General features: G+C 48.9%; 19 protein-coding genes. 6 read left to right on the top strand and 13 right to left on the bottom strand.

The annotated features are described in order from the left end of the window. Positions 1 to 114: 114 nt before the first annotated feature. Positions 115 to 444, bottom strand: coding sequence for a hypothetical protein (locus EKO24_RS19110; RefSeq protein ID WP_127028454.1), 330 nt, complete (start codon positions 442 to 444; stop codon positions 115 to 117). Positions 445 to 944: 500 nt separating this feature from the next. Here EKO24_RS19110 and EKO24_RS19115 point away from each other — a divergent pair, with 500 nt between their 5' ends. Beyond that, a complete protein-coding gene (locus EKO24_RS19115) occupies positions 945 to 2,498 on the top strand; it encodes a glycosyltransferase family 4 protein (protein WP_127028441.1) in 1,554 nt (517 codons plus the stop codon). On the opposite strand, the gene EKO24_RS19120 is transcribed toward EKO24_RS19115, so the two are convergent. The 11 genes from EKO24_RS19120 to EKO24_RS19170 form a co-directional block, all read right to left on the bottom strand. After that, on the bottom strand, positions 2,479 to 3,159 hold the full coding sequence (locus EKO24_RS19120) for an LbetaH domain-containing protein (RefSeq protein ID WP_127028440.1): 681 nt from the start codon (positions 3,157 to 3,159) through the stop codon (positions 2,479 to 2,481). The genes EKO24_RS19115 and EKO24_RS19120 overlap by 20 nt on opposite strands. Further along, entirely contained in the window at positions 3,156 to 4,004 is an 849-nt protein-coding gene (locus EKO24_RS19125) for a beta-keto acid cleavage family enzyme (RefSeq protein ID WP_127028439.1), read from the bottom strand. Before EKO24_RS19125 ends, EKO24_RS19120 begins: the two co-directional genes overlap by 4 nt. Positions 4,005 to 4,068: 64 nt before the next feature. Next, positions 4,069 to 4,476 carry a ketosteroid isomerase-related protein gene (locus EKO24_RS19130; RefSeq protein WP_127028438.1) on the bottom strand — a complete coding sequence of 136 codons (408 nt, stop codon included), beginning with the start codon at positions 4,474 to 4,476 and terminating at the stop codon, positions 4,069 to 4,071. A 27-nt stretch (positions 4,477 to 4,503) separates the two neighbouring features. Continuing rightward, positions 4,504 to 4,905, bottom strand: a complete 402-nt coding sequence (locus EKO24_RS19135; RefSeq protein ID WP_127028437.1) for a type II toxin-antitoxin system MqsA family antitoxin — start codon at positions 4,903 to 4,905, stop codon at positions 4,504 to 4,506. After that, the gene (locus EKO24_RS19140) at positions 4,905 to 5,201 is read right to left on the bottom strand and encodes a type II toxin-antitoxin system MqsR family toxin (RefSeq protein WP_127028436.1); all 297 of its coding nucleotides are present in this window, start codon (positions 5,199 to 5,201) and stop codon (positions 4,905 to 4,907) included. Before EKO24_RS19140 ends, EKO24_RS19135 begins: the two co-directional genes overlap by 1 nt. Before the next feature lie 45 nt (positions 5,202 to 5,246). Then, positions 5,247 to 6,911 (bottom strand): glutamine--tRNA ligase/YqeY domain fusion protein, encoded by a 1,665-nt coding sequence (locus EKO24_RS19145; RefSeq protein ID WP_127028435.1) that lies wholly within the window; start codon positions 6,909 to 6,911, stop codon positions 5,247 to 5,249. Positions 6,912 to 6,974: 63 nt separating this feature from the next. Continuing rightward, complete coding sequence (locus EKO24_RS19150; protein WP_127028434.1) at positions 6,975 to 7,817, bottom strand: 23S rRNA (adenine(2030)-N(6))-methyltransferase RlmJ; 843 nt, start codon at positions 7,815 to 7,817, stop codon at positions 6,975 to 6,977. 190 nt (positions 7,818 to 8,007) lie between these two features. Beyond that, positions 8,008 to 8,802: an RMD1 family protein gene (locus tag EKO24_RS19155; RefSeq protein WP_127028433.1), complete on the bottom strand. Its 795-nt coding sequence runs from the start codon at positions 8,800 to 8,802 to the stop codon at positions 8,008 to 8,010. A gap of 165 nt (positions 8,803 to 8,967) precedes the next feature. Beyond that, entirely contained in the window at positions 8,968 to 9,387 is a 420-nt protein-coding gene (locus EKO24_RS19160) for a hypothetical protein (protein WP_127028432.1), read from the bottom strand. A 221-nt stretch (positions 9,388 to 9,608) separates the two neighbouring features. Further along, a complete protein-coding gene (locus EKO24_RS19165) occupies positions 9,609 to 10,901 on the bottom strand; it encodes a flavohemoglobin expression-modulating QEGLA motif protein (protein ID WP_127028431.1) in 1,293 nt (430 codons plus the stop codon). 29 nt (positions 10,902 to 10,930) lie between these two features. Then, on the bottom strand, positions 10,931 to 12,172 hold the full coding sequence (locus tag EKO24_RS19170; RefSeq protein ID WP_127028430.1) for an ArsB/NhaD family transporter: 1,242 nt from the start codon (positions 12,170 to 12,172) through the stop codon (positions 10,931 to 10,933). 199 nt (positions 12,173 to 12,371) lie between these two features. Here EKO24_RS19170 and mepK point away from each other — a divergent pair, with 199 nt between their 5' ends. Next, entirely contained in the window at positions 12,372 to 13,085 is a 714-nt protein-coding gene (mepK, locus tag EKO24_RS19175; RefSeq protein WP_127028429.1) for a peptidoglycan L,D-endopeptidase MepK, read from the top strand. A gap of 242 nt (positions 13,086 to 13,327) precedes the next feature. On the opposite strand, the gene EKO24_RS19180 is transcribed toward mepK, so the two are convergent. Beyond that, positions 13,328 to 15,136 (bottom strand): L,D-transpeptidase family protein, encoded by a 1,809-nt coding sequence (locus EKO24_RS19180; RefSeq protein WP_241674712.1) that lies wholly within the window; start codon positions 15,134 to 15,136, stop codon positions 13,328 to 13,330. Between the two features lie 325 nt (positions 15,137 to 15,461). Between EKO24_RS19180 and EKO24_RS19185 the strand changes: the two genes are divergently transcribed. The 4 genes from EKO24_RS19185 to EKO24_RS19200 all read left to right on the top strand — a co-directional run bounded on the left by EKO24_RS19185 (position 15,462) and on the right by EKO24_RS19200 (position 21,310). After that, complete coding sequence (locus tag EKO24_RS19185; RefSeq protein ID WP_127028428.1) at positions 15,462 to 16,862, top strand: MBL fold metallo-hydrolase RNA specificity domain-containing protein; 1,401 nt, start codon at positions 15,462 to 15,464, stop codon at positions 16,860 to 16,862. Positions 16,863 to 17,009: 147 nt separating this feature from the next. Then, positions 17,010 to 20,447 carry a mechanosensitive ion channel domain-containing protein gene (locus EKO24_RS19190; protein ID WP_127028427.1) on the top strand — a complete coding sequence of 1,146 codons (3,438 nt, stop codon included), beginning with the start codon at positions 17,010 to 17,012 and terminating at the stop codon, positions 20,445 to 20,447. Positions 20,448 to 20,534: 87 nt separating this feature from the next. Then, positions 20,535 to 20,873, top strand: coding sequence for an STAS domain-containing protein (locus EKO24_RS19195; protein WP_127028426.1), 339 nt, complete (start codon positions 20,535 to 20,537; stop codon positions 20,871 to 20,873). 11 nt (positions 20,874 to 20,884) lie between these two features. Beyond that, positions 20,885 to 21,310 (top strand): ATP-binding protein, encoded by a 426-nt coding sequence (locus tag EKO24_RS19200; protein WP_127028425.1) that lies wholly within the window; start codon positions 20,885 to 20,887, stop codon positions 21,308 to 21,310. Positions 21,311 to 21,365 lie beyond the last annotated feature (55 nt).

Here is a 21,365-nt window from a genome sequence, read left to right on the forward strand (position 1 = left end):
TGAATGAAAGACAGGGTCAACTTAAGTTAACCCTGTCTCAGCTAAAAGCCGGATCTACTGATTTACCCAAAGGGCATAAGTAGGGTTTGAGCAGGCAGACTGCCCAACTCAGCTTTAGATTGACTTGAAAAAGCCTAATGCTTTGTTTAATTCGGCAATAGCTTTGGGTTCATCGGCACTCTTACCGATGATTTGCGCTTTAATAAGGCTATCGACACCTTGTTTTACAGCGGCTTCGTGGCCTGCGATGCCTTCAGCAGCAGTGCGTGCCGCTTTTTCATGTGCATAAGCGCCATTGAAATCGTGTTTGTTGATTTCGGCGATAGCTTCTTCGATGTGAGCGATAACTTCATTTGCTTTTGCATCTTCAGCCAAAGCAACGGTGCTAGCACCTAAAGAAATAGCCATAGAGAAACCGAGTACTGCTTTTTTGATTAAATTCATCATGTACCTATGAAGTGTTTTGGTGTGCTTTCCAGATTTTTTCTGAAAATTAATGATTGAAAGGGAACATTGCCTTTCAGTGCTTATCATATACGAATAAACGATCTCTTATTAAAAAATATGTCCTAAGTAGACGGGCTGGCGCTATTTATCCTGCTATCGTTCTGGTTGTTGTATTCTATTAACTATTGATAAATTAATAGAATACATACGCGATGTTCGGCTTTTCATTGAGTGGCAAGCATGGCTGACTATTTTTAGCGGACATCCTTTAAGTTTCCCTAAAACGGTCGTGGACGGTAAAGAACTGGAAGGCGATACTGAAACCATCTATCATAAGCTTCACTCCCAGGTCGATTTAGTGGTTTTTCCGGTTGGCTATCTTGCACTTGGGAGGTCAAAAAGGCGCTGAAAAAGTGCTATTCATAGGATTAATTGGAGATAAGCCGATTTAAATTGCGATTCAATTTAAGGAGCGCTTCAAACAATACCGCATCTCTATGAGCGAAATAGATTTCTGTACACAGTTGTTGTGGGATGCTGCCTCGCAAACTATTGCCAGTCCAGGCGCGAGCCATTGCTGGCACCGGCTGGCGAATTGTTATCTGCAAGTCGATGATGAATCTGTTAAAAAGGCGCTAGTAGAGCATTTATTAACACAAACGCCAACTGAAGGTGTGGCGGGATTCCTGCGCGCTACTTGGCTGACTTCGATGATGCGCGATAATGCTCACCTCGCAGAAGCAGGCCGTATTGTCCAGGACATCATGCCGATTGATCCTGACCGTCTGGCTACGTTTCTGGCGTTTGCCTGGGGGAATTTGTTGGCTAGCCCAAACGATAGGCGAACATTTACACAAGTCGTTCGAAATGCATTTTTTCCGGAAATCTTGCATAAATTGGGACAGCATATAACAGTGCGTCTTCCCGTCCGCAAAATTGAACGAGTGCGGAAAGTTGCCATAGTTTCTCCCTATCTAAGCCGCTATCCGCATGCGCCAACCGCAATGGTTCTGAATCAGGCGCGTATATTGGTAGAACAGGGACTGCAAGTCGAGATATTTTCCTGCCGCGATCTTTCTGTATCAGGAATGGAATATTTCCTCGGTGTTAAAGAAGCGACTGCTGTGCCTGTGTTTGACCCGGGGCAGTGGGGCTCGTATTGCCTGTCTGGGGTAAGGGTGCGCCAGGGTGTCGAAAGTTTTTCGGTGATGGCTCGGTGGGCCGAGATATTAAAGCATATCGCGGTATTTGATCCTGATCTTGTGTTATCCGTTGGTTTTTTTTCACCCCTCGTAGCGCCGCTATTTAAAGTGCGTCCTGTATTGGGGTTAAACGTTCATTCTGTTGCACCATTGGATCAGGTTGACGTATGGCTCTGCGCATCGCCGGAAGATGCAGGCAGCACCGATAGTGAATGGGGTTCCAGCAGTGTCGGGTGGTATCATCCTTATCGAATTCGGCGTAGGCCGGCTGCGTCAGTGCTGTCGCGCCGGAAACTCGGCTTGTCCGAAACGGCACTGGTACTAATCAGTGTCGGAGATCGATTGGAAGGGGAAATCGGCGGGGCGTGGGCGGTTCGCATGCTTGATCTGCTCAAGAATTATCCTAATGTCACATGGCTGCTGGTCGGTGGCATTGGAAAGATGCCGACGGCATTGACGCAGGCGCCGGTATCGCAAGTTCGGACATTGAGTTGGCATGGGGATATTCCTGCCTTGCTCCAATGCAGTGATATTTATGTTAATCCGCCTCGTATGGGCGGTGGTTTCAGTGTGGCGGAAGCGATGGCGGAAGGGTTGCCGGTGATCGCTTATGCTGATTCGGACGGCGGTCTAAAAGTCGGTGCTGCAGCGGTTGCCAGTGATGCGGATTACTTTTCAAAACTTGCCGCATTAATCGCCAGTGTCGACCTGCGGAAGCAGGAAGGAGAAGAAATGCGTGCGCTCTTTTCAGCTAAGCTTGACCTTGATCAATCCGGGGCAAGCCTGTTAGCGGCTTGCGATTTTACTCTTGAGCGTTTTATGCAGCGTACTAAGCCAGCGTCTTCTTGAACTTGGCAGGAATTCCCACCACCAGCACATTCGCGGGAACGTCGGCGGTTACCACGGCACCGGCACCAATGAAAGCTTGATCTCCAACCACGAGCCGTTCTATTAATGTCGCGCCGATTGCGATTGTGACTCCGTGCCCGATATTTGATAATCCACCCAGATTACTGCCGGGCTGAACGCGTGAGAACGCGCCGATATGTGTGTCATGCCCGATAGTTACGCCGCGATTGACAAATACATGTTCGGCTAATCGCGCACCCGGACCTATGACGCTGTTGGCTCCGACGAATACGCCTTCGGCCAGCGATGCTAGCGGCGATACGTAAGCACTGGGATGAATCAGCGTATGAAAACGCAAGTCGAAGCGCTCCTTTAATTTATTTGCCAGAACAGCGCGTGTTGGCGTTGTCGGTCCAAGCAAATATAACTCTTCTGCCAAAACAGGTTTGAAATCATCAATATGTTCGACGACAGGGGGAGGACAGATACCTTCCAATGCCGAGAGCCGTGCTGCCAGGCTAATATCCCGTTCACCTGTTTCTTCCGGTAGATCGATGACAATTTTGCCCAGAGGAATTTTATTTGCCAAGGCGCAGTCGAACAGGTCGGACAAAATATTGCTGACGCCAAAAATGACAAGCCGTTGCGGTGCGGTGCTCATTGGGGCAAATCCAGGCTCAGCATTCTACGTACTGTTTGCGGGGTTGCAATAGCCCGATTCAAGGCTTCGGCCTGATTGATTACTCGCTGTACCAGCTGTGCATTAGTAGCCAGTTGCGTTCGCTCCTCATCCAACCATAAATTATCCTCCAGACCGACCCGAACGCCGTTTCCAAGCACCACCCCCAACGCATTGGCGCGAGTTTGGAAGCGCCCGATGCCTGCTAATGACCAGATCGATTGGGGTGGCAGATCGTTAATGATGGTGGCTAGGTGCAGCAACGTGGCTTGGGCGGTGCTTGGATTGCCGAGCAGAATATTGAAGTAAAACGGAGGTGTGATCAGACCTTTATCGATCAGAATTTTCGCGAAGTTGACCATGCCGGTGTCGAATACCTCCAGCTCCGGCCGGATGCCGCGTTCCTGCATGATCTTCGCAAGGAGGGTGATTGTTTTCGGGTCATTGACGCTGGCGCTGGTGGCAAAGTTCATCGATCCCAGTGTCAAGCTTGCCATGTCGGGTTTGAAACGGCCCTCTAAATAAAGAGCGGTTGCGCGACGTTCGGCTTCATTTATCAGGCGGCCTGAGGTGGAGACGATAACGACAATTTCCGGATTGCTGGTGCGTACCTCGTCGATAATTCTTTCGTAAACAGTAAGGGCTTCTGTTGGTGTTCCATCTTCGGCGCGCGCATGGAGATGCACCATGGACACGCCGAGAGCAGCGCAACGGGCAACATCGGCGCCAATTTCTTGCGGCGTCAGAGGTACATAACAGGATTGCATGCGTGTAGGCACCATGCCTGTTGGCGCAAGATTAATAATCAGAGGTTGCATATGCGCCATATTATTAGATACCGGGTTGGGCTGGAACGGTATCAGCCCAACCTCGGTAAACAGCTATGCTTAATTACGCGCTAACCTGGGCAATCCAGTCTTGCAGGTTGTAATAGTTGGTGATGCGGGCGACTTTGTTATCGCGAATTTCAAAAAAAGCGCCGGCAGGCAGGCGGTATTTTTGGCCTTTTGCTTCCGGCAGGCCTTCGTCGGTTTCCAAGTATTCGCCCAGTACGACGAATTCGGCAGCGGCGCGTTTGCCGTCGGCTGTCGCCATGATGACCATGTCGACCAACTCTTCTTTATAGCTGTCGTTCATGCCGCCCATGAAGTTGCGGAATGCGTCCTTGCCGGTTTCGCGTTTGCCTTGGTTGATGTCGTGGATCACGTCGTCGGTCAACAGGTTCAGGAACGTGTCCATGTCTCCGGCGTTGAATGCGGCGTAGTAGTTTTCGATCAGTTTAATGCTTTCTTGGTTCATAGCTCTTTTGTGGTTAATGTTAAAAAATTAGATTGTCCTGACTTCGGCTAATAAGTCAGGATGGCGGTCAAGTACCTTAAGCAGTTTTATCAGCGCCAAAGGCGGCTTGGTTTTACCGTTTTCGTAGCGCGAGAATGCATTGACTCCTCCGCCAAAAATTTCTGCCGCTTCGCGCTGGTCAAGATTGAGTTTTTTGCGAACGCCGGCGATAAAGCTTGGATCAACGATTGTTGCGTTTACTTGCTTGTTGAATTCCCGCATTAAAGCACAGGTACGTTCGGCTTCGCTGCCGTCAAGAATCGCTTCGCCGCAAGCCGGGCAAAAATCACCTGTCACATCGGGGAGAATTGTCGATTCGCCTTTGTAGGTGTAGGGCATGTCGCGAGCGTCATGCACCAGCTCTGTTTCAGCACATATTGGACATTTCATCATAGCTCCTTAAACGACACGATCAGCACATCATCGATGACTGTCAGTTTCAGATAAACTTCTCCGGCCGATGTGTTAGGCCTGTATACATCCTGCCGGATTTTGTGGTCGGCGTGCGCGGTCATGCTTTTGTAAAAATCCTTAGCGGTTAACGACATGACCACATCGATCATTTTCTCAAAAGAAAAGCCGAGCGCCTCGGCACCGGCCAGCGCGGATAAAGTCGTGCGAACTTTATCCGCTGCGATCATGGATTTCACCACAGTTAACTTGTAGTGCGGCGTGGCTTTCTCCATGAATATTATTAACCTAGTTGGTTAAATATGGCAAGTTGCGCCGGATCAATCTTTTTCAAAGCTGTCCCGCAACGTGACGGTCCGGTTGAACACCAGCTTGCCGCCGGCGCTGTCTATCGCGTCCAGGCAGAAGTAGCCGGTGCGTTCGAATTGGTAGCGGTTGTCGGGATCGGCAGTGCCGAGGCTGGCTTCGACGCGGCAATCGGTCAGCACTTCCAATGAATCGGGGTTGATTACATCAAGGAAGTTAGGTTCATTGTCCGGATTCGGCACGCTGAACAAGCGGTTGTACAAACGCAGTTCGGCCGGGTGCGAGTGTTGCTCGGAAACCCAGTGGATCACGCCTTTGACTTTGCGGCCTTCCGGGTTCTTGCCTAGCGTATCGGGATCGTAGCTGCAACGCAGTTCGACGATGTTGCCGTCGGCGTCTTTGACGATTTCGTTGCATTTGATTACGTAAGAGCCGCGTAAACGGACTTCGCCGCCTTCGACCAAACGTTTGTATTTTGGCGGCGGCACTTCGGCAAAATCATCGCGTTCGATCAATACGACTTTTGAGAACGGCACGATGCGCTTGCCCATTTCCGGTTTTTGCGGATGGTTGCTGACTTCCAGTTGTTCAACCTGGTTTTCAGGATAATTATCAATGACGACGCGCAACGGTTGCAGTACCGCCATGGCTCGGAGCGCGTTTTCGTTCAGGTCTTCGCGTATGCAGTATTCCAGCACGCCCATTTCGATCCAGGAGTTTTGTTTGGTCAGGCCGATGCGCTCGCAGAAATCGCGGATCGCTTTCGGCGTGAATCCGGCGCGGCGCAAACCGGCAATCGTCGGCATGCGCGGGTCGTCCCAGCCGTTAACGTGCTTTTCCATGACCAATTGGTTCAATTTGCGCTTGCTGACGATCGTGTATTCCAACTGCAAGCGGGCAAACTCGATTTGTTGCGGATGGCACGGGGTTTTGACCTCGTCCAGTACCCAGTCGTACAGCGGGCGATGGTCTTCGAATTCCAGCGTGCACAGCGAGTGAGTGATGCCTTCCATCGCGTCGGAAATGCAATGCGTGTAGTCGTACATCGGGTAGATGCACCAGTCGTCGCCGGTGCGTTGATGATGCACGCGGCGAATCCGGTATATGGCCGGGTCGCGCATGTTCATGTTCGGCGACGCCATGTCGATTTTGGCGCGCAATACATATTGGCCGTCGGCAAACTCGCCGGCACGCATGCGTTGGAACAAGTCGAGGTTTTCTTCAATAGAACGGCTGCGGTCCGGGCTTTCCTTGCCGGGCTCGGTTAAAGTGCCGCGATAAGCGCGGATTTCTTCGGCCGACAGGCTGTCAACATAGGCTTGGCCTTGCTTAATCAATTGCACCGCATAGTCGTACAGTTGCTCGAAATAATCCGACGCGTGGCACAACTCCGACCATTCGAAACCCAGCCAGCTAACGTCGCGCTTGATCGACTCGACGTATTCGTCGCTTTCTTTTTCCGGGTTGGTGTCGTCGAAGCGCAGATTGCAGCGGCCGTTGTATTCGGCGGCGATACCGAAATTCAGGCAGATCGATTTGGCGTGGCCGATATGTAGGTAGCCGTTGGGTTCCGGCGGGAAACGAGTCACGACTTTGCCGTCGTTTTTATTGTTTTTCAGGTCATTGTTGATGATCTGGCGGATAAAATTTGGCCCAGGTTGATTTTCGTTTGTAGACATTGAGTTTTTATCGGTTATTGATGTGAATTGGCGTCAATTATACATTGAATGGATATTGTGGAGCTATTCGTTAGCCAAGGTCTGTATCCGGCAAAAGCCTTGGCCGTCGTTACCTAAAACATCGGCCAACCAAGGCAGAACCTGTCTCATTTCCGCGGCTAAAGTCCAAGGCGGGTTGATCACAATCATGCCGCTGGCGGTCATGCCGTGTTCGTTGCTGTCGGCCCGTATGCCCAGTTCGAATAACTGGATATTTTTGATGCCCGTTGCTTGCAGGGCGTGCTCTAGTTCCTGATTTCGACGGCGGTCGACGACCGGATACCACAGCGCGTAAGTGCCGGTGGCGAAGCGTTTGTGCATCGCGGCCAGCGATTCTACAACCTGTTGGTAATCGCTTTTGATTTCGTAGGAAGGATCAATTAACACGAAGCCCCGGCGTTCGAACGGCGGCAATAACTTCAAACCGGCGTTTAAACCGTCGGCGTGAGCAATATGGATACGCTTGTCTTTATCGAGGGCAGCCGTTAACAGCTTTATTTCGGTATTATGCAGTTCAAATAAGCACAAGCGGTCTTTCTCGCGCAGCAATTGCTTTGTAATCAACGGCGAGCCGGGGTAGCGCGTTAATTTGCCGGTGTTGTTGAAGCGTTTGATCAGGCTGACGTAGTGGGCGACAAGCTCCGGTAAGTCATTGCAGTTCCATAGTTTGCCGATGCCGGTATCAAATTCCCGGTTTTTTAATGCATATTCACTGTCCAGCTCGTATCTTCCGGGGCCCGCATGGGTATCGATGCAGCAAAAAGGCTTATCTTTCTTTTTTAAGTATTCAACGCTTTGTATCAGGATAATGTGTTTTAAAACGTCGGCAAAATTGCCGGCATGAAAGGAGTGTCGGTAGCTGAGCATGGTCGGATTAATTTTAATGATTCAGTATTTGGCAGGAATAGAACACGGATGACACGGATTAAACGGATAAACACGGATTTTAAAACGCAAACAAATTGGGGAGTGCTAAAAATCCGTGTAAATCCGTACTATCCGTGTTCCATTTTCTGTGTACATTATTTAAAGCTGGTTCTGATTAAACCTTTATTTTTTAGAGAATTTTGTCGAATATCGTCATACCTATTTCAAAAGCAATCAGCCAGATGATGATCCATTCCAGTATCGACGAATGCCGGTGTTTTTGCTCGTCGGCCAGCATTTCGAATAATTCATGAATGGTTTCCAGCTTTTTCGACAATACGCCGGTTCGTTGCGCTATTTCCAGGTATTTCGCGGTGACGCCGTAAAAGGCTTCATATTCCGGGTATTCCCAAAAGAAATCAGGCGTATCCAGCAAATCATAGTTCAAAATAATATCGCTTTTGGTCAAAAACAGTTGGCCGCGGATTTTGGCAATTTTGTTGCGACTTAGCCTGATTGTGCCGTTTTCGGCTAATGATTTTGGAATATAGCTGGTGTTGTTGATGGTCGCCAGCGCATTGGTTTCAAAAGAAGCCAGTTTGATCGATTGCGCCATGCCTTGCGATAAGGCAAAGATCAAAATCGGATCGGAGGATTCGATTTCAATATGATCTTCAATAATGCGGGTGCTGGGACAATCGAGAGCAAAAGTGAAGTTGTCTTCCTCCGGGGATTCCAGCGGATATTCCGCATGATCCAATAACAATTGATGTAGCTTGGCCTGCTGCTCCAGGCTGACATTCCAGTGCACAACGGCGCCGTAAGCGAAGACAATCGACCAGGATTGATTACTCTCAATCAGTAATGTGCCTTTAATAATCCTTATCAGCGTTGCGTCCGACAGCAATTTCGCTAATGCGCTAATATCAAACCCCTGCGCCAGACAGTATGCTACACAATTTTTGATGGATGGTTCTTCGGGCATAAAATGCTCCTCAAAAGTTTATAGCGGGACAGCACCGGAGTATTGACGAGCTTTTTATTTATACCCAAAGGGCATAAGCAGGGTTTGAGCGGATAAGCCGCTCAACTCAGCTTTAGGCATCAACATGCGATAGCGAACTGTTGATGCCACTGAAAACAGCGCTTACTATTCTGCGATTTTTACCAGCCAGCCGTTTTCGCCGCTACATCTTGGAATCTTGGCGTTAACCTTGATATTGATTCTTGCGGTTGTGCTAACCAACTCGGCGGGCAATTTGCCTTTGACGATAAAAAAAGAGTCTTTATCTTCCGTTGTCACTTCCACGGGAATTGTTTTCACTGTGACTGTAATTTGCTCGGGTTTCTCGATATTAAAGGCATAAAAAGAGAAGGCAGAACCCGGCGCGACAGTCGCTAAATTTTCGGGCAAAAATTTGGTCAGTTGCGGTTTTGAACAGGCATTCTCGCTATCGCCACCGCCGCCCATAGCCGCGCCGTGTCCGCTGTGATGCTCCGAGGCGTAGCCTGCGCTGAAGTTTAAGCAAAAAAACATGAAAAAAACGGTTCGTAATTTTGGTATTTTCATTGGTTTACCTTATTAATTATTATTTTTATCGTGATCGGCATAAGGAAAGCGGCAATCTGCCGGCTTAACCGCTCACCCTTCGACAAGCTCAGGGCGAACGGTTAAGCCTCCCTTTGTGTCCCGTCTTAAACGGGAAGCCGCTAATTATACCCAAAGGGCATAAGTTTCGTTTGAGCGGATAAGCCGCTCAACTCAGCTTTATATCCATAAACGGCGAGCCATCATAAAACATTGGAATAGTCCTGTTCCAACTGCCGGAAATTCATCGACGACATGAAACGGCTGAAGCTCAGCCAGGATGAAAGCCCCATCAAGTCCTTGAATTGCGGCGGCAGAAAGCGCGGCGCAATGACCGTGCCTTCTTCAACCAGGTCGACCAGCACTTTCATGTCTTCGATCATGGTCTTGCCGCAAAACAGCAACGGGATACGGTCAGGCTTGCCTTTGTTGACCGCCAGGCGCATGAAATTATAAGTCAGCACGAAGCCTTTGATATAAGTCAGGTCTTTGGTAAACGGCATGCCGTCGGAACTGCTGCCTCTAAAAACGCGACTGCTGAGCGTATAGCTTTCTTCGTTGTCCAAGCCTTTATCTTTAAAGAAATTAAATATATCGATAAAGTCCGCGCCTTCTTCGGCCAGCGTGATCGCCCGCACCCGGTTGATCAGACGCATCAGCCGGTTCGGCGTGGAACTGAACGTTAGGATTTCCATCAATACCGCCAGCCCTTCCTGGGTAACGGTCGCGGATGGGGGGCCTTTGCCTAGAAAAGTACAATAAGGCTGGGCTAAGCCGTTCAACGTCGTGCCCAGATGCACCCAGATTTCGTGAACTTCAAGTACGCGCAGATCGCGCATGTTGAACAACGCATCGGCGCGCAATTTGATGTAATCGGTGCCGGCCGCGGCATCGGCGACGATGCCGTCGCTGAGCATTGCGCGCAGGCCGTCGCCCGGAAATACCGCTTGAATCTTTTCGTTCAGGATCGCTACGGCGTCCTTTGCGTTGATGGTTTTAGGCTCTTCAATTAAAAAATCGAGCTTCAATAATTGCGACAGGGTTGCTTCCATCATGCTGCCCAGATTGGCGATGGTTGGGTCGCCGACATGGAAAACGTCCTGGGATGAACCGTATAACTCTTGGGAAATATTCGAAAATGTCGGTTTGCCGCGGGTTTCCAGCATTCGCACGACATCGAGGTATTCCTTGCAGATTCGGCGCATGATCACGCTGAGCGGATTCAACTGGCCTAGTTTGCGCATCAAGTCGCGCTCGATTTGGTAGAACTCGTGTTTTTTTTCGTTCGGATCGAAGCCTAAAGGGCGTTTTTGGTAATAATCCGGCGTCACGACCGGCGGCTTTTTGCAGTTGCCTTCGAAAAAAGCCTGTTTAATACTGTCGTCCCATTTAATCGCGTCGAGTATCCGTATCGGTTGTTGCGCTTTAACGATCCGATCCGATAGCGCTTTGACTTCGGTCAGATAAGCAGACGTTTTAACGGCTTTTTTGCTCATGAGTGTCGTTTATTTAATTTGGAAAGCGGTTAGTTGTAACAGTAGCGGAACCATCCCCAGTATATCAATAGATTAATAAAGCCCAGAGGAATTCCAATCCTGGCAAATTCAAAAAAGCCGAGAGTTGCGTGATGTTTTTCGGCATGCTGGATAATAATCACATTGCTGGCGGCGCCCAGAATCAGCAGGTTTCCGGCGATAGTGCTGCCGGCCGCGAGCGCCATTAGCAGTTCCGGATCCGGATTATTCAGCATCGGCAAATACAGCGCTACCAGCGGCACGTTGGAAACGAGCTGGCTCAGCGAGGCGCTGAGCAGCAGGATAGCCGGAACTGTCGTCAAATCTATCTGCAACGCATCGACCTGTTTCTGCATGATACCGGATTGCCAGACACCGGACATCAATACAAACATTGCGGCAAAAAACGCTAGCGTGGACCAGTCCAGGCTTTTTAATAACTGCGACCGGGCCGAACTGAACAAGATCGGCGGTAGCGCGGCGATAATAGCAATATGGCTTAATTTAAGCTGCACGGAGCTATGCATAGCCGACAGGACGATGTTCAGTATGATTAATCCGACCAATAGAAATAGCGAAACTTGGGCCAGTTTGGCCAGTTTCTGATCCCATAAATCGACGGGATTATGAGTCAGCGGCATCGCGTCGATGAATTGTTGCCGGTAAACCAGCCGTAAAACCAAGTAAGTGACGGCCAAATTAACCAGTGTCGGGATGGCGAGCGCTTGGACAAAAGTTGTAAAAGGCGCCGGTAAAGCGCTTTGGCTGGCGATCAGAAAGTTTTGCGGATTACCGATAGGACTCATCACGCTGCCGATCGTGATCGCATAAGCCAGCGTTAATAACAACATTGTGCGGCTGATGTGGTGCTCCCGAGCCAAGCGTAACACCAGCGGCGTGCCTATGATGGCGAGCGTATCGTTCATCAGTAGAGCGGAACCTAAAGCCGCGCCGAACAAAACGCCGCATAGCAGCTGCGGCACTGATGTCGTCCGGTTAAATAAATGATAGGCGAGCGCGTACAGATAACCGCTGGCGACCAATGCCTGGCCGACGACGAACATGCCGAACAGGAACAGCATGACGTTAAGGTCGATAGCTTTTAGCGCATCGGCAGGGCTAATCTCGCCGGTAGCCAATACCACCAGTGCGCCGCCGGTCATCGATTGCCAAATCCTGATGTTGAAGTGGCCGATTTTACGAACGGCGATCAATACAAATACTGCTGCCAGCGTCAGTGCCGATATGTTCATGTTGTTCCCGATTAATGGATGATTGACCGATCTATTATAGATTGACTTTGATATTCATCGGGTTATGAGAACTATGTCGAAAAATTCTTTTTTGTAGCGGACATTTGGAATCATTTAAGGCTGACTTAAGATTGAATGATGAAAATAAAGCAATCTGCACTAATACGTATAAAGTATGAATCGAGAGCGTAAACCGACTATGAATGAAAGCGACATTATTTCATCACGACGAAAGTTTCTGAAAAAAATGGCTTATGGTTCCTTGCTGATGGCTGGAGGCGTCGGAGTCGCAAACGCTAAAGTTAAACATATAGCTTCGCACACAGTGCTTGCCCCTCACTCGGCTAAACATCATCAGACTCATGTTCATGACGTGATACATCACCGCCAGCACCAGCATTTGGCTGCATACGAGCCTTCATCCCGGACGAATGTTCGTAGCGTACTTAACCGGAACTCGCCTTCCCACAAAATGCTAGCCTTTCATAACACGCATACCGGCGACCAATTAGCGCTGACTTATTTTGAGCAGGGCCGTTATATCAAAGACGCTCTCCACGAAATCAATCATTTGTTTCGCGACTACCATGACGGTACCGTTCATCCTATCGATCCGGCGTTACTGGACCAGTTGTATGATTTAAAACACACCCTCGAAGTCAGGAAGCCTTTCCATATCGTTTCCGGTTACCGCTCGCCGGCGACTAACGCCGATTTACGCAAGCACAGCGACGGCGTCGCCAAAAACAGTCTGCATATGGAGGGCAGGGCGATTGATATTCGCATTGAAGGTCTGGATACCAGAAGGATTAGGGATGCTGCGTTGGCCATGCAGCGTGGCGGCGTTGGCTATTACGAAAGATCCGATTTCGTGCATTTGGATACCGGTAGCGTAAGAACCTGGGCCGGATAAGTATTCGTACCCGGTTAAGTCACAAAATTTACGAAATTCAGGGATAAGAATATTAGTTTCTCATAGCAGCAAGGTCTGCTTGCTGCCCCTCTGATTGTCCGCGATTATTAAATTACCAATAGCACATGCACTTCAGCTTTTGTTGGAAATAACTTCCCGAAAGCACTATCTTCTATCGTCAAGCCTTACGCGCGTAAGGCTTGAGTTTCCGCCCCACGCCGGGAAGTTATTAATGACCATCCTTATTTGATTGTCGATTCCGCCGTTGGCGCCGGTGCCGGTGTCGAATTGGTGCTGATAAAAAGCGATTGGTCGGATAAATCGTCCGGTTTGCTCAAAGCCTCCAGCAATACCGCGTCATGCCCGTAAATGTCGGTATAAAACTCTAATGTATCGGAGTGGTCGAAAAAGGCCGTCGTGTAAAAGAACAACACCGGTATCGGCTTTTTCAGGATGACTCTCTGCATTTTCGGCGTACTCATTGCGACGTGTATCGTCTCGGCGTTCCAGTTGTCCTGGTTTCTTAGCGCAAACTCAGCCAGTTTCTGCGGATTCGCAACCCGCACGCAGCCATGGCTGAAATCCCGCCGCGATTTGCTAAACAAGGCGTTTGAAGGCGTATCGTGTAAGTACACGTCATCCTTATTGGGGAAGATAAATTTCACTTTGCCCAATGCATTCTTTCCGCCGGGGCGCTGCCTGATTCTTAGTTTTCCTTCTTTAAGCAGATTCATGGTTTCTTCATTAAGCGCGGTCGGTTTTTCACCGTCACGGAAAACGGCAACCATTTCCATGTTTTCCTTATCGAGATAGCCTCTGTTTTGAGTTAACTTGGGCAATATTTCATTCTTTATGATGCTGTAAGGCACGTTCCAGTAAGGCATGAAATCGATAAAATGCATTTCCGCCATCAAAACCGGGGTTTGGGTCTTCAGCGCATTGCCGACAACAACCCTCATATTGATAATATTCGGATCGGCCTGGTCAAGTGCATTGATCGCATCGACCGTATCAAACGCCCATAATTGAAAAGCCGGAATATTAACAATGATCGACGCGCCGACGTTCAGCTCCGGCAGCCAGCGCAGTCTTTCCATTGCCAACTCGATTTGCGTGACGCGATAGCTTAAAGGGATGTTCAGTGCGACTACCGAGGTTTTTCCGATATGACCGTCCGCGCTAAGTCCATGGCGTTGTTGAAACTTCTTAACCCCGGCGGCAATAGCATTAGTGTATAGAGACGATTTCTCAGCTTTGCTTTCAGTTTTATTTTCAGGTAAATCGCCTGTCAGTGTTAAGAACCGGTTTAGCTCGGCAATCTGCGGATGCGATTCGCCCGGATGCAAGGTTGTTTTAAAGTCGAATTTAAACGTAGGCGCGCTCGCGGCAAGTTGGCGGTAATTAGCCAAAGCCTGCTTTAACTTTTGATATTGAGTTAATTTGGGTTCAACCGCCAGCGGTAACTGCGTCAGATCGTTTTTCGCCAAACTGTCTTTAATCAACAACGGCAAGTCGATCAGCTTTTTTTCTCTTAGCTTTAAATTAAATTTTATGCCTTGAGGATTGACCCGGCCGTAATGCAGATCGTGCAGGAAGCGCAGCAGCGATATGCTCAGCGCGGTATCGTACAGTGCCAGTTCTTTGTACGAGTCCGGCTTGAGCTTCAAGGCCGTCTGTAGCTTTTGCTGTAGCGATTCGGCATCGTAATTTTTAGGGTTTAATCCGTGCACCGCCGCGTTTGCCAGCAGATTAAGTGCGTCAGTGATGTTCTTTTCCGAGTTGGCATTGCCCAGCCACAGCGGTTGATTGTTCGACATCTTGTACAGGGACTCAAGGTCCTCGGTACGGTTTTGAAAATTGGACAGCATCAGGTAAGGATGCTGCTTTGCCGTAACGATGGCGGCAATTTCTTGAGCGGTACCGGGTTCCTGATGGATGATTTCTTCGGCAAGCAGCGCTTGCAAGGGCAAGCCCATAAAAAGAAATATCAGCAGTCGGGGCATGTAGTGTTTTATGGTCGTTTTCAATTTATTTCTTCGCTGAGCGTTCATGATATTGACGTTTTCCAGCCTGGCTGCTGTAAAACTTTTAATAGGATAATCAATCTTTTGATATACATTTTGACGATATATGATTTTAACATCAACTTCATCGTTCGAGGAAATCCGGCATCGTTGCAGATAAATATTTTATTCGCTCATTGCATTTAGCTGATCCTTGCGGTTTATCCAGGCGTTAAAATAAGCTAAGCGCAGCATGGCGGTGTATCCGGATAGCGGTATCGTTTTTATAGCCAAAGGCCATAAGTTTCGTTTGAGCAGGTAAGCTGCTCAACTTAGCTTTATTTTCGAGTTTCATTCTCTACAAGGCAACGTAATGACAAGTCTTACTTTTTTAGGCGCGACCGGCCAAGTGACCGGCTCCTGTTATTTATTGGAAATCGGCACAAAGCGCATATTGCTCGATTGCGGATTATTTCAGGGATCGAAAGAAACGGAAAAACAAAATGAAGCCGATTTTCCGTTCGATCCGGCTGCTATTGACGCCGTGGTTTTATCGCACGCCCATCTTGATCATTGCGGACGCCTGCCGAAGCTGGTTAAAGAGGGCTTCAAAGGACCGGTATTCTTGACCGAGGCCAGTTTCCCGCTGCTGGAATTGATGTTGATGGACGCCGCTCATCTGCAATTACGCGATACCGAGTGGGAGAACAAGCGGCGCGAACGCGCCGGCAAGCCCTTACTTGAGCCGTTATATACCGAAGAAGATGTAAAAACGCTGCTATCGTTACGCCGGCCGATAGCCTATGGCGTCGAAACCGAAATTCTTCCCGGTCTAAGCGTTTCGTTTCATGAAGCCGGGCATATACTCGGCTCATCCATCGTGCGTTTACGCATCAATGATGAAGATAAGACCAAGACGCTGGTTTTTTCCGGCGATTTGGGCAACATGAATTCGCCGCTAATGCGCGATCCGGCCGTGTTAACCGAAGCCGACGTATTGCTGCTTGAATCCACTTATGGCGACCGCGACCATAAACCGCTGGAAAACACGCTGGAGGAGTTGAGTCAAACGTTGGCGCAAGCCGCAAAGAGCGGCGGCAACGTAATCATTCCGTCTTTTGCGGTAGGCCGAACCCAGGATTTGATTTACTGGTTGGGCAAAATCCAGCGTCAGGGCGGACTGCCGCAACGCGAGATTTACCTGGATAGCCCTATGGCGATCAGCGCCAGCAATATCTACGCCGACAATACCCATCTATTCAATATTGACGATCCCGAGTTTACCGAAATTGCCCCGGACGGCTGGCAAGCCTGGCTGCGGGGCTTGATTTATTCGCAAACAGCCGAAGAGTCAATGGCCGTCAACCAAATTGCAGGCGGCGCGATTATCATTGCCGGTAGCGGCATGTGTAACGGCGGGCGCATCCGTCATCATCTTAAATACAACTTGTGGCGCAGCAATGCGCATATCGTCATCGCAGGCTTCCAGGCCGAAGGCACATTGGGCAGGGCAATTGTCGACGGTAAAAAATCGCACTTAAAAATTCTCGGCGATGAAATCAATGTCGCGGCCACCGTGCATACCTTGGGCGCTTTAAGCGCTCATGCCGATCAAAGCCAGCTGTTAAAGTGGGCGGGACATTTTAGCAATCCTAAACCCAGACTTTACCTGATTCATGGTGAAAAATCGGCGGCGCTATCGTTGCAAACCTGCTTCAAGCGTAGCGGATGGACGGCGAATATTCCTGGCGTCGGGGAGAGGATTATTATCTGATGAGCAGAACGTTAAGCCTTAATTAATGAAATTGAGCTTAAATTGATCGACAGCCGGAAGCCAACAACCTTGCCAAGCCTCCGGCTTCGGAGTCGGTAAATTTACAATATCGCCGTATATTCATTCTTAGCAGTATTCAAATAATCCATGAAGATCATTCAGTTACCCACCTTTCAATCAAAGATGCATCCGCTGTTGTTTTTGTTGCTTGTTGTCATTTTAAGTCCTGCCGGAGCTTGGGCTAAAAACACGGCGCCGGATTCTTCCGAACTGAAAAGCGCAACGTTTGAAACCAATAAGGACACGTTAAAAGCCAAAATCGAGGCGATTAATAGCCGGGAAGGCATCGATGAGGCGACAAAATCCAAATTGCTGTCTATTTATCAGGCGGCGGAAGACAATTTGACGAATATTGAAAAGTTTAAAGCGCAGACCGCTGATTTTAAGGCGGCGATCAAGCAAGCGCCGGAACAAACCAAAAAGCTGCAAAAGGAACTTGAGCAAGCCTTGCTGAAAGTTTCCAAGCAAAAATTGGAGGACTTTAGCCGGATACCGGTCGAGGAGCTTGAGCAGCGGCTTATTCTTGAGAAAGGAAAAATCAGTAATCTCGATGAGCAGATTAAAAAGCTTGAAAGCGAGCTGGCCGTGCAAAACAGCCGTCCGCAATTGATTCGCGAAGAGACGGTAGCGGCGCAGCAAGATATTGAGACGGCCCAGAAAAAATTGAAGGCGCCGATTGGTAAAGCGGATGCGAAATTGGAAGTCGAAGCCAGGCAGGCCCAGCTCAGAACGTTGATCGATTCGCGTATTGCCGAGCTGAAAATGCTCGAGGCCGAAGCCATCAGCAATCCGGCCAGAGTGGAATTGCTTAAAACCCAGTTTCAGTTGTTGGACATACAAAAATCGGCATTAAATCCGGTTGTTGGTGCAATCGAAAGCCTGACTTCCGACTTGCGCCAGCAGGAAGCGAAACAAATGCAGGACGCACTTAGTCAGGCCGAAAAAGCGGTTGACGGCAAGCATCCTCTTATTCAGGAAAGCACGCGCCGGAACATTCAATATAGCCGAGACTTACAAGACATCACCGCTAAAATTGAGCAATACACTGAGCAAAAAACCAAGGTCGAGGCTCAGACCGGCGAGATTGAAGCCGATTTTAAAAGCGCCGAGAAAAAAATCAGTCTGGCGGCTTTAAGTCCTGAATTGGGCAAAATCCTGCACGAGCAGCGGCGTAATTTATCGATTCAGGATGAGTTTAAGCAGCAGTCCCAGGTCATTCAAAACGAAACTGCCGAAACCAGTCTTGCGCAGTTCAAAGTCGAAGACGAACTGAAACGGCTGATAGATGTCGACGCGGTGCTAAAGGACATGATGAGACAGCAGGTCGACCAGGCCTTGCCTGCGGATCAGCGCATGATGATACAAGCCGAGCTGCGGGTATTGTTGAATAATCAGAAAGAGTTGCTGAACAAGTTGTCGATGGCCTATGCAACCTATCTGCGCATGTTGGGCGACTTCGATTTTGCCAGGCAACAGATGAACACTCAGGTCAGCAAGTTTGCGAGCTACTTGGACGAGCATTTGTTATGGGTGCCCAGTTCCGAACCGATCGGCTTGGGATACATAACCGCTCTGTATCATTCCATACAATGGTTGTTGTCGCCGTTTAACTGGATCGATTTAATTAAGGATGCCATTAGGTTAATCCTTCAGCACCAGTTTTTGGCCTTTATCGCAATACTGAGTTTGGTCGGCTTGCGGTTGAGCACAAACTGGGCAAAGTTGCAGTTAACTGCTATATCAGGAAAAACGGATAGTTTCTATTACACCTTGAGATCGTTGGTTTACAACTTGATTTTGGTGCTGCCGCTGCCGGTGATTCTTTATTTTTCGGGCCGTTTTTTGAGCGGCAGCGTTCAGGTCGCGGATTTTACAAGAGCCGTCGGCGAGGGCATGAAAGGTACGGCAATGCCGCTGTTTTTCCTGCAATTCTTTTACCGCGTGTTTGCAGTCGACGGCATAGCGCGCAAACATTTTCAATGGCAAAAGAATATCGTCAGTTTGTTGCGCACGCAAATCGCCTGGATACGGTATGTCGTGGTGCCGGGCGTATTTATTATCACCGGTACCGGCGCCTCTAAGTTTTCAGTGCATAGCGACAGCATCGGCCGTCTGGCGTTGATTATTATCATGGTCGTGATGGCGGTGTTTGCGAGCCGGGTGCTAAGGCCTTCTACAGGATTGTTATACGGCTATATCGACAGAAATCCTGACGGCTGGGTCACTAAGCTGCGCTATGTCTGGTATGCGGCCGCGATTTGCATCCCGTTGGTTATCATCGGTTTTGCCGTTGCCGGCTATTATTTGAGCGCGTTGGAATTACAGCAAAAGCTGATCGTTAGCTTGCGGTTGATTTTTTTGACGATCATCGTTCATGCGCTGGTATTCCGTTGGTTAACGCTGGTTAACCGGCAGTTGGCTATCACCAATGCGAAGCAAAAACGTAAAGCCGCGGCAATTCCCGAAAAGCATTTGGCCGGGGCCGAGGATCCGGTATTGCCGCTTGACGAACAGCAAATCGATATTCCTAAAGTGAATGCCCAAACTATCAAACTGCTTAACGTCGCTATCGGTTTCACGCTGGCGGTCGGTTTCTGGATGATTTGGAAAAACATCTTGCCGGCGTTTTCATTTTTGGATGATATTGTGCTTTGGCAGCATCTGGTTAATATCGATAATCAGGAAAGTTACCAGCCGATCACGCTGACCAATTTGTTGCTGGCCGGGCTCTATGCTTTTATTGCGGTCGTTGCGGTGAGGAATTTTTCCGGTCTGATGGAGTTGCTGGTTTTCAGGCGTTTGTCGATAGAGGCGGGAAGCCGTTATGCTGTTAATCAACTTGCGAAATATATTTTATTTGCTATCGGCTTTGTCAGCGTCGCAAACGAGCTGGGCGGCAGTTGGTCGCAAGTGCAATGGCTGGTTGCGGCGCTCAGTGTCGGCTTGGGTTTCGGTTTGCAGGAAATCTTCGCCAACATGGTGTCAGGTATTATCCTGTTGTTCGAGCGTCCGATCCGGGTCGGCGATACCGTGACGATAGGCAGCATCACCGGCAAAGTCAGCCGTATCCAGATGCGGGCGACTACGTTGGTCGATATGGACCAGAAAGACTTGGTTGTGCCGAACAAGACTTTTATTACCAGCCAGCTTATCAACTGGACGCTAAGCGATCCGATAACCCGCGTAGTCATTCCTGTCGGTATTGCTTACGGTTCCGATATTGAGCTGGCGCATAAGATCATGATCGATACGGTCAGCTCGATGCCGATGGTGCTTACGGATCCCGAGCCGAGCGTGTTGCTGGTCGGTTTCGGCGATAGCTCGCTGAATTTTTCGATCCGTGTCTATGTCAGCGAACTGGGGGATCGGATGCCGGTTACGCATGATTTACATATTCGACTTGAAAAAGCCTTGCGCGAGCATAAGATAGAAATTCCTTTTCCTCAGCGGGACATTCATGTGCGTTCCGTAATTCATGAACATGATTCGGTAAATCAAGATTTGCAGCAAATTGTCCATGGGTAATGAAGCTTTTAGTTGGTAATGCCGATTATGGTGTTATGATTCGGCGAAGGGTTGTTTTAACTATTTATCTCGCGCAAAGAAGAACCTATGAATTTGAATTTGGAAAAAATAAATGGTTGCACCGTCCTTTTTATCAAGGAAGAAAGAATTGATGCGCATAATTCGGGAGAATTAAAGGAAGCTATTTTGCATCTGATTGAGCGCGGCGATGTCAATATTATTGCCCAACTCGAGCAGGTGCGCTTTATTGATAGCTCCGGTTTAGGCGCGTTGTTGTCAGGCTATAAAAACGCGGCAGCCAGGTCAGGCAAGCTGGCTCTCGCCAATATGCAGCAACAGGTGTTATCGATGTTTGAGCTGACCCGCTTGAACAGGGTTTTCGATATTTATGCGGATTTAAACGAGGCTTTTGATAACGAAGCCTAGAGGTTTTTTATATGTGTGACTCGATTATTCAGGTAGAGGTAATCATTCCGACGCAGACCAAATATCTGGATTTGATCGGAAGCATCGGTGAGCATATAGCGAAAAAACTGGACGAATTTTCCGGCGACAAGGAGGCGCTCGCATATCATTTAAACTTGGTGTTAACGGAAGCGACCATTAACGCCATCAAACACGGAACCATGACGAATCCTAGCGATACCGTCAGGATAACGATCAATATTCAAGAAAACGAACTGAACATCAAGGTGTATGACCATGGCCAGGGCTTCGATTTGGAATCCGTGCCGTTACCGGACCTTGATCAACCCAAAGAAGGCGGCATGGGCATATTTTTTATCCGCACCTTGATGGATTCGGTGACCTATACCCGGCAGGGCGACTGCAATGTTTTGGAAATCATAAAACATCTGAACTGATAACAATCCCGCTGACCAATAATCATGCGATAAACTTTTTATTAGGCGAAAAAGC

It is taken from the genome of Candidatus Methylobacter oryzae (assembly GCF_003994235.2).
Classification (GTDB): domain Bacteria; phylum Pseudomonadota; class Gammaproteobacteria; order Methylococcales; family Methylomonadaceae; genus Methylobacter_A; species Methylobacter_A oryzae.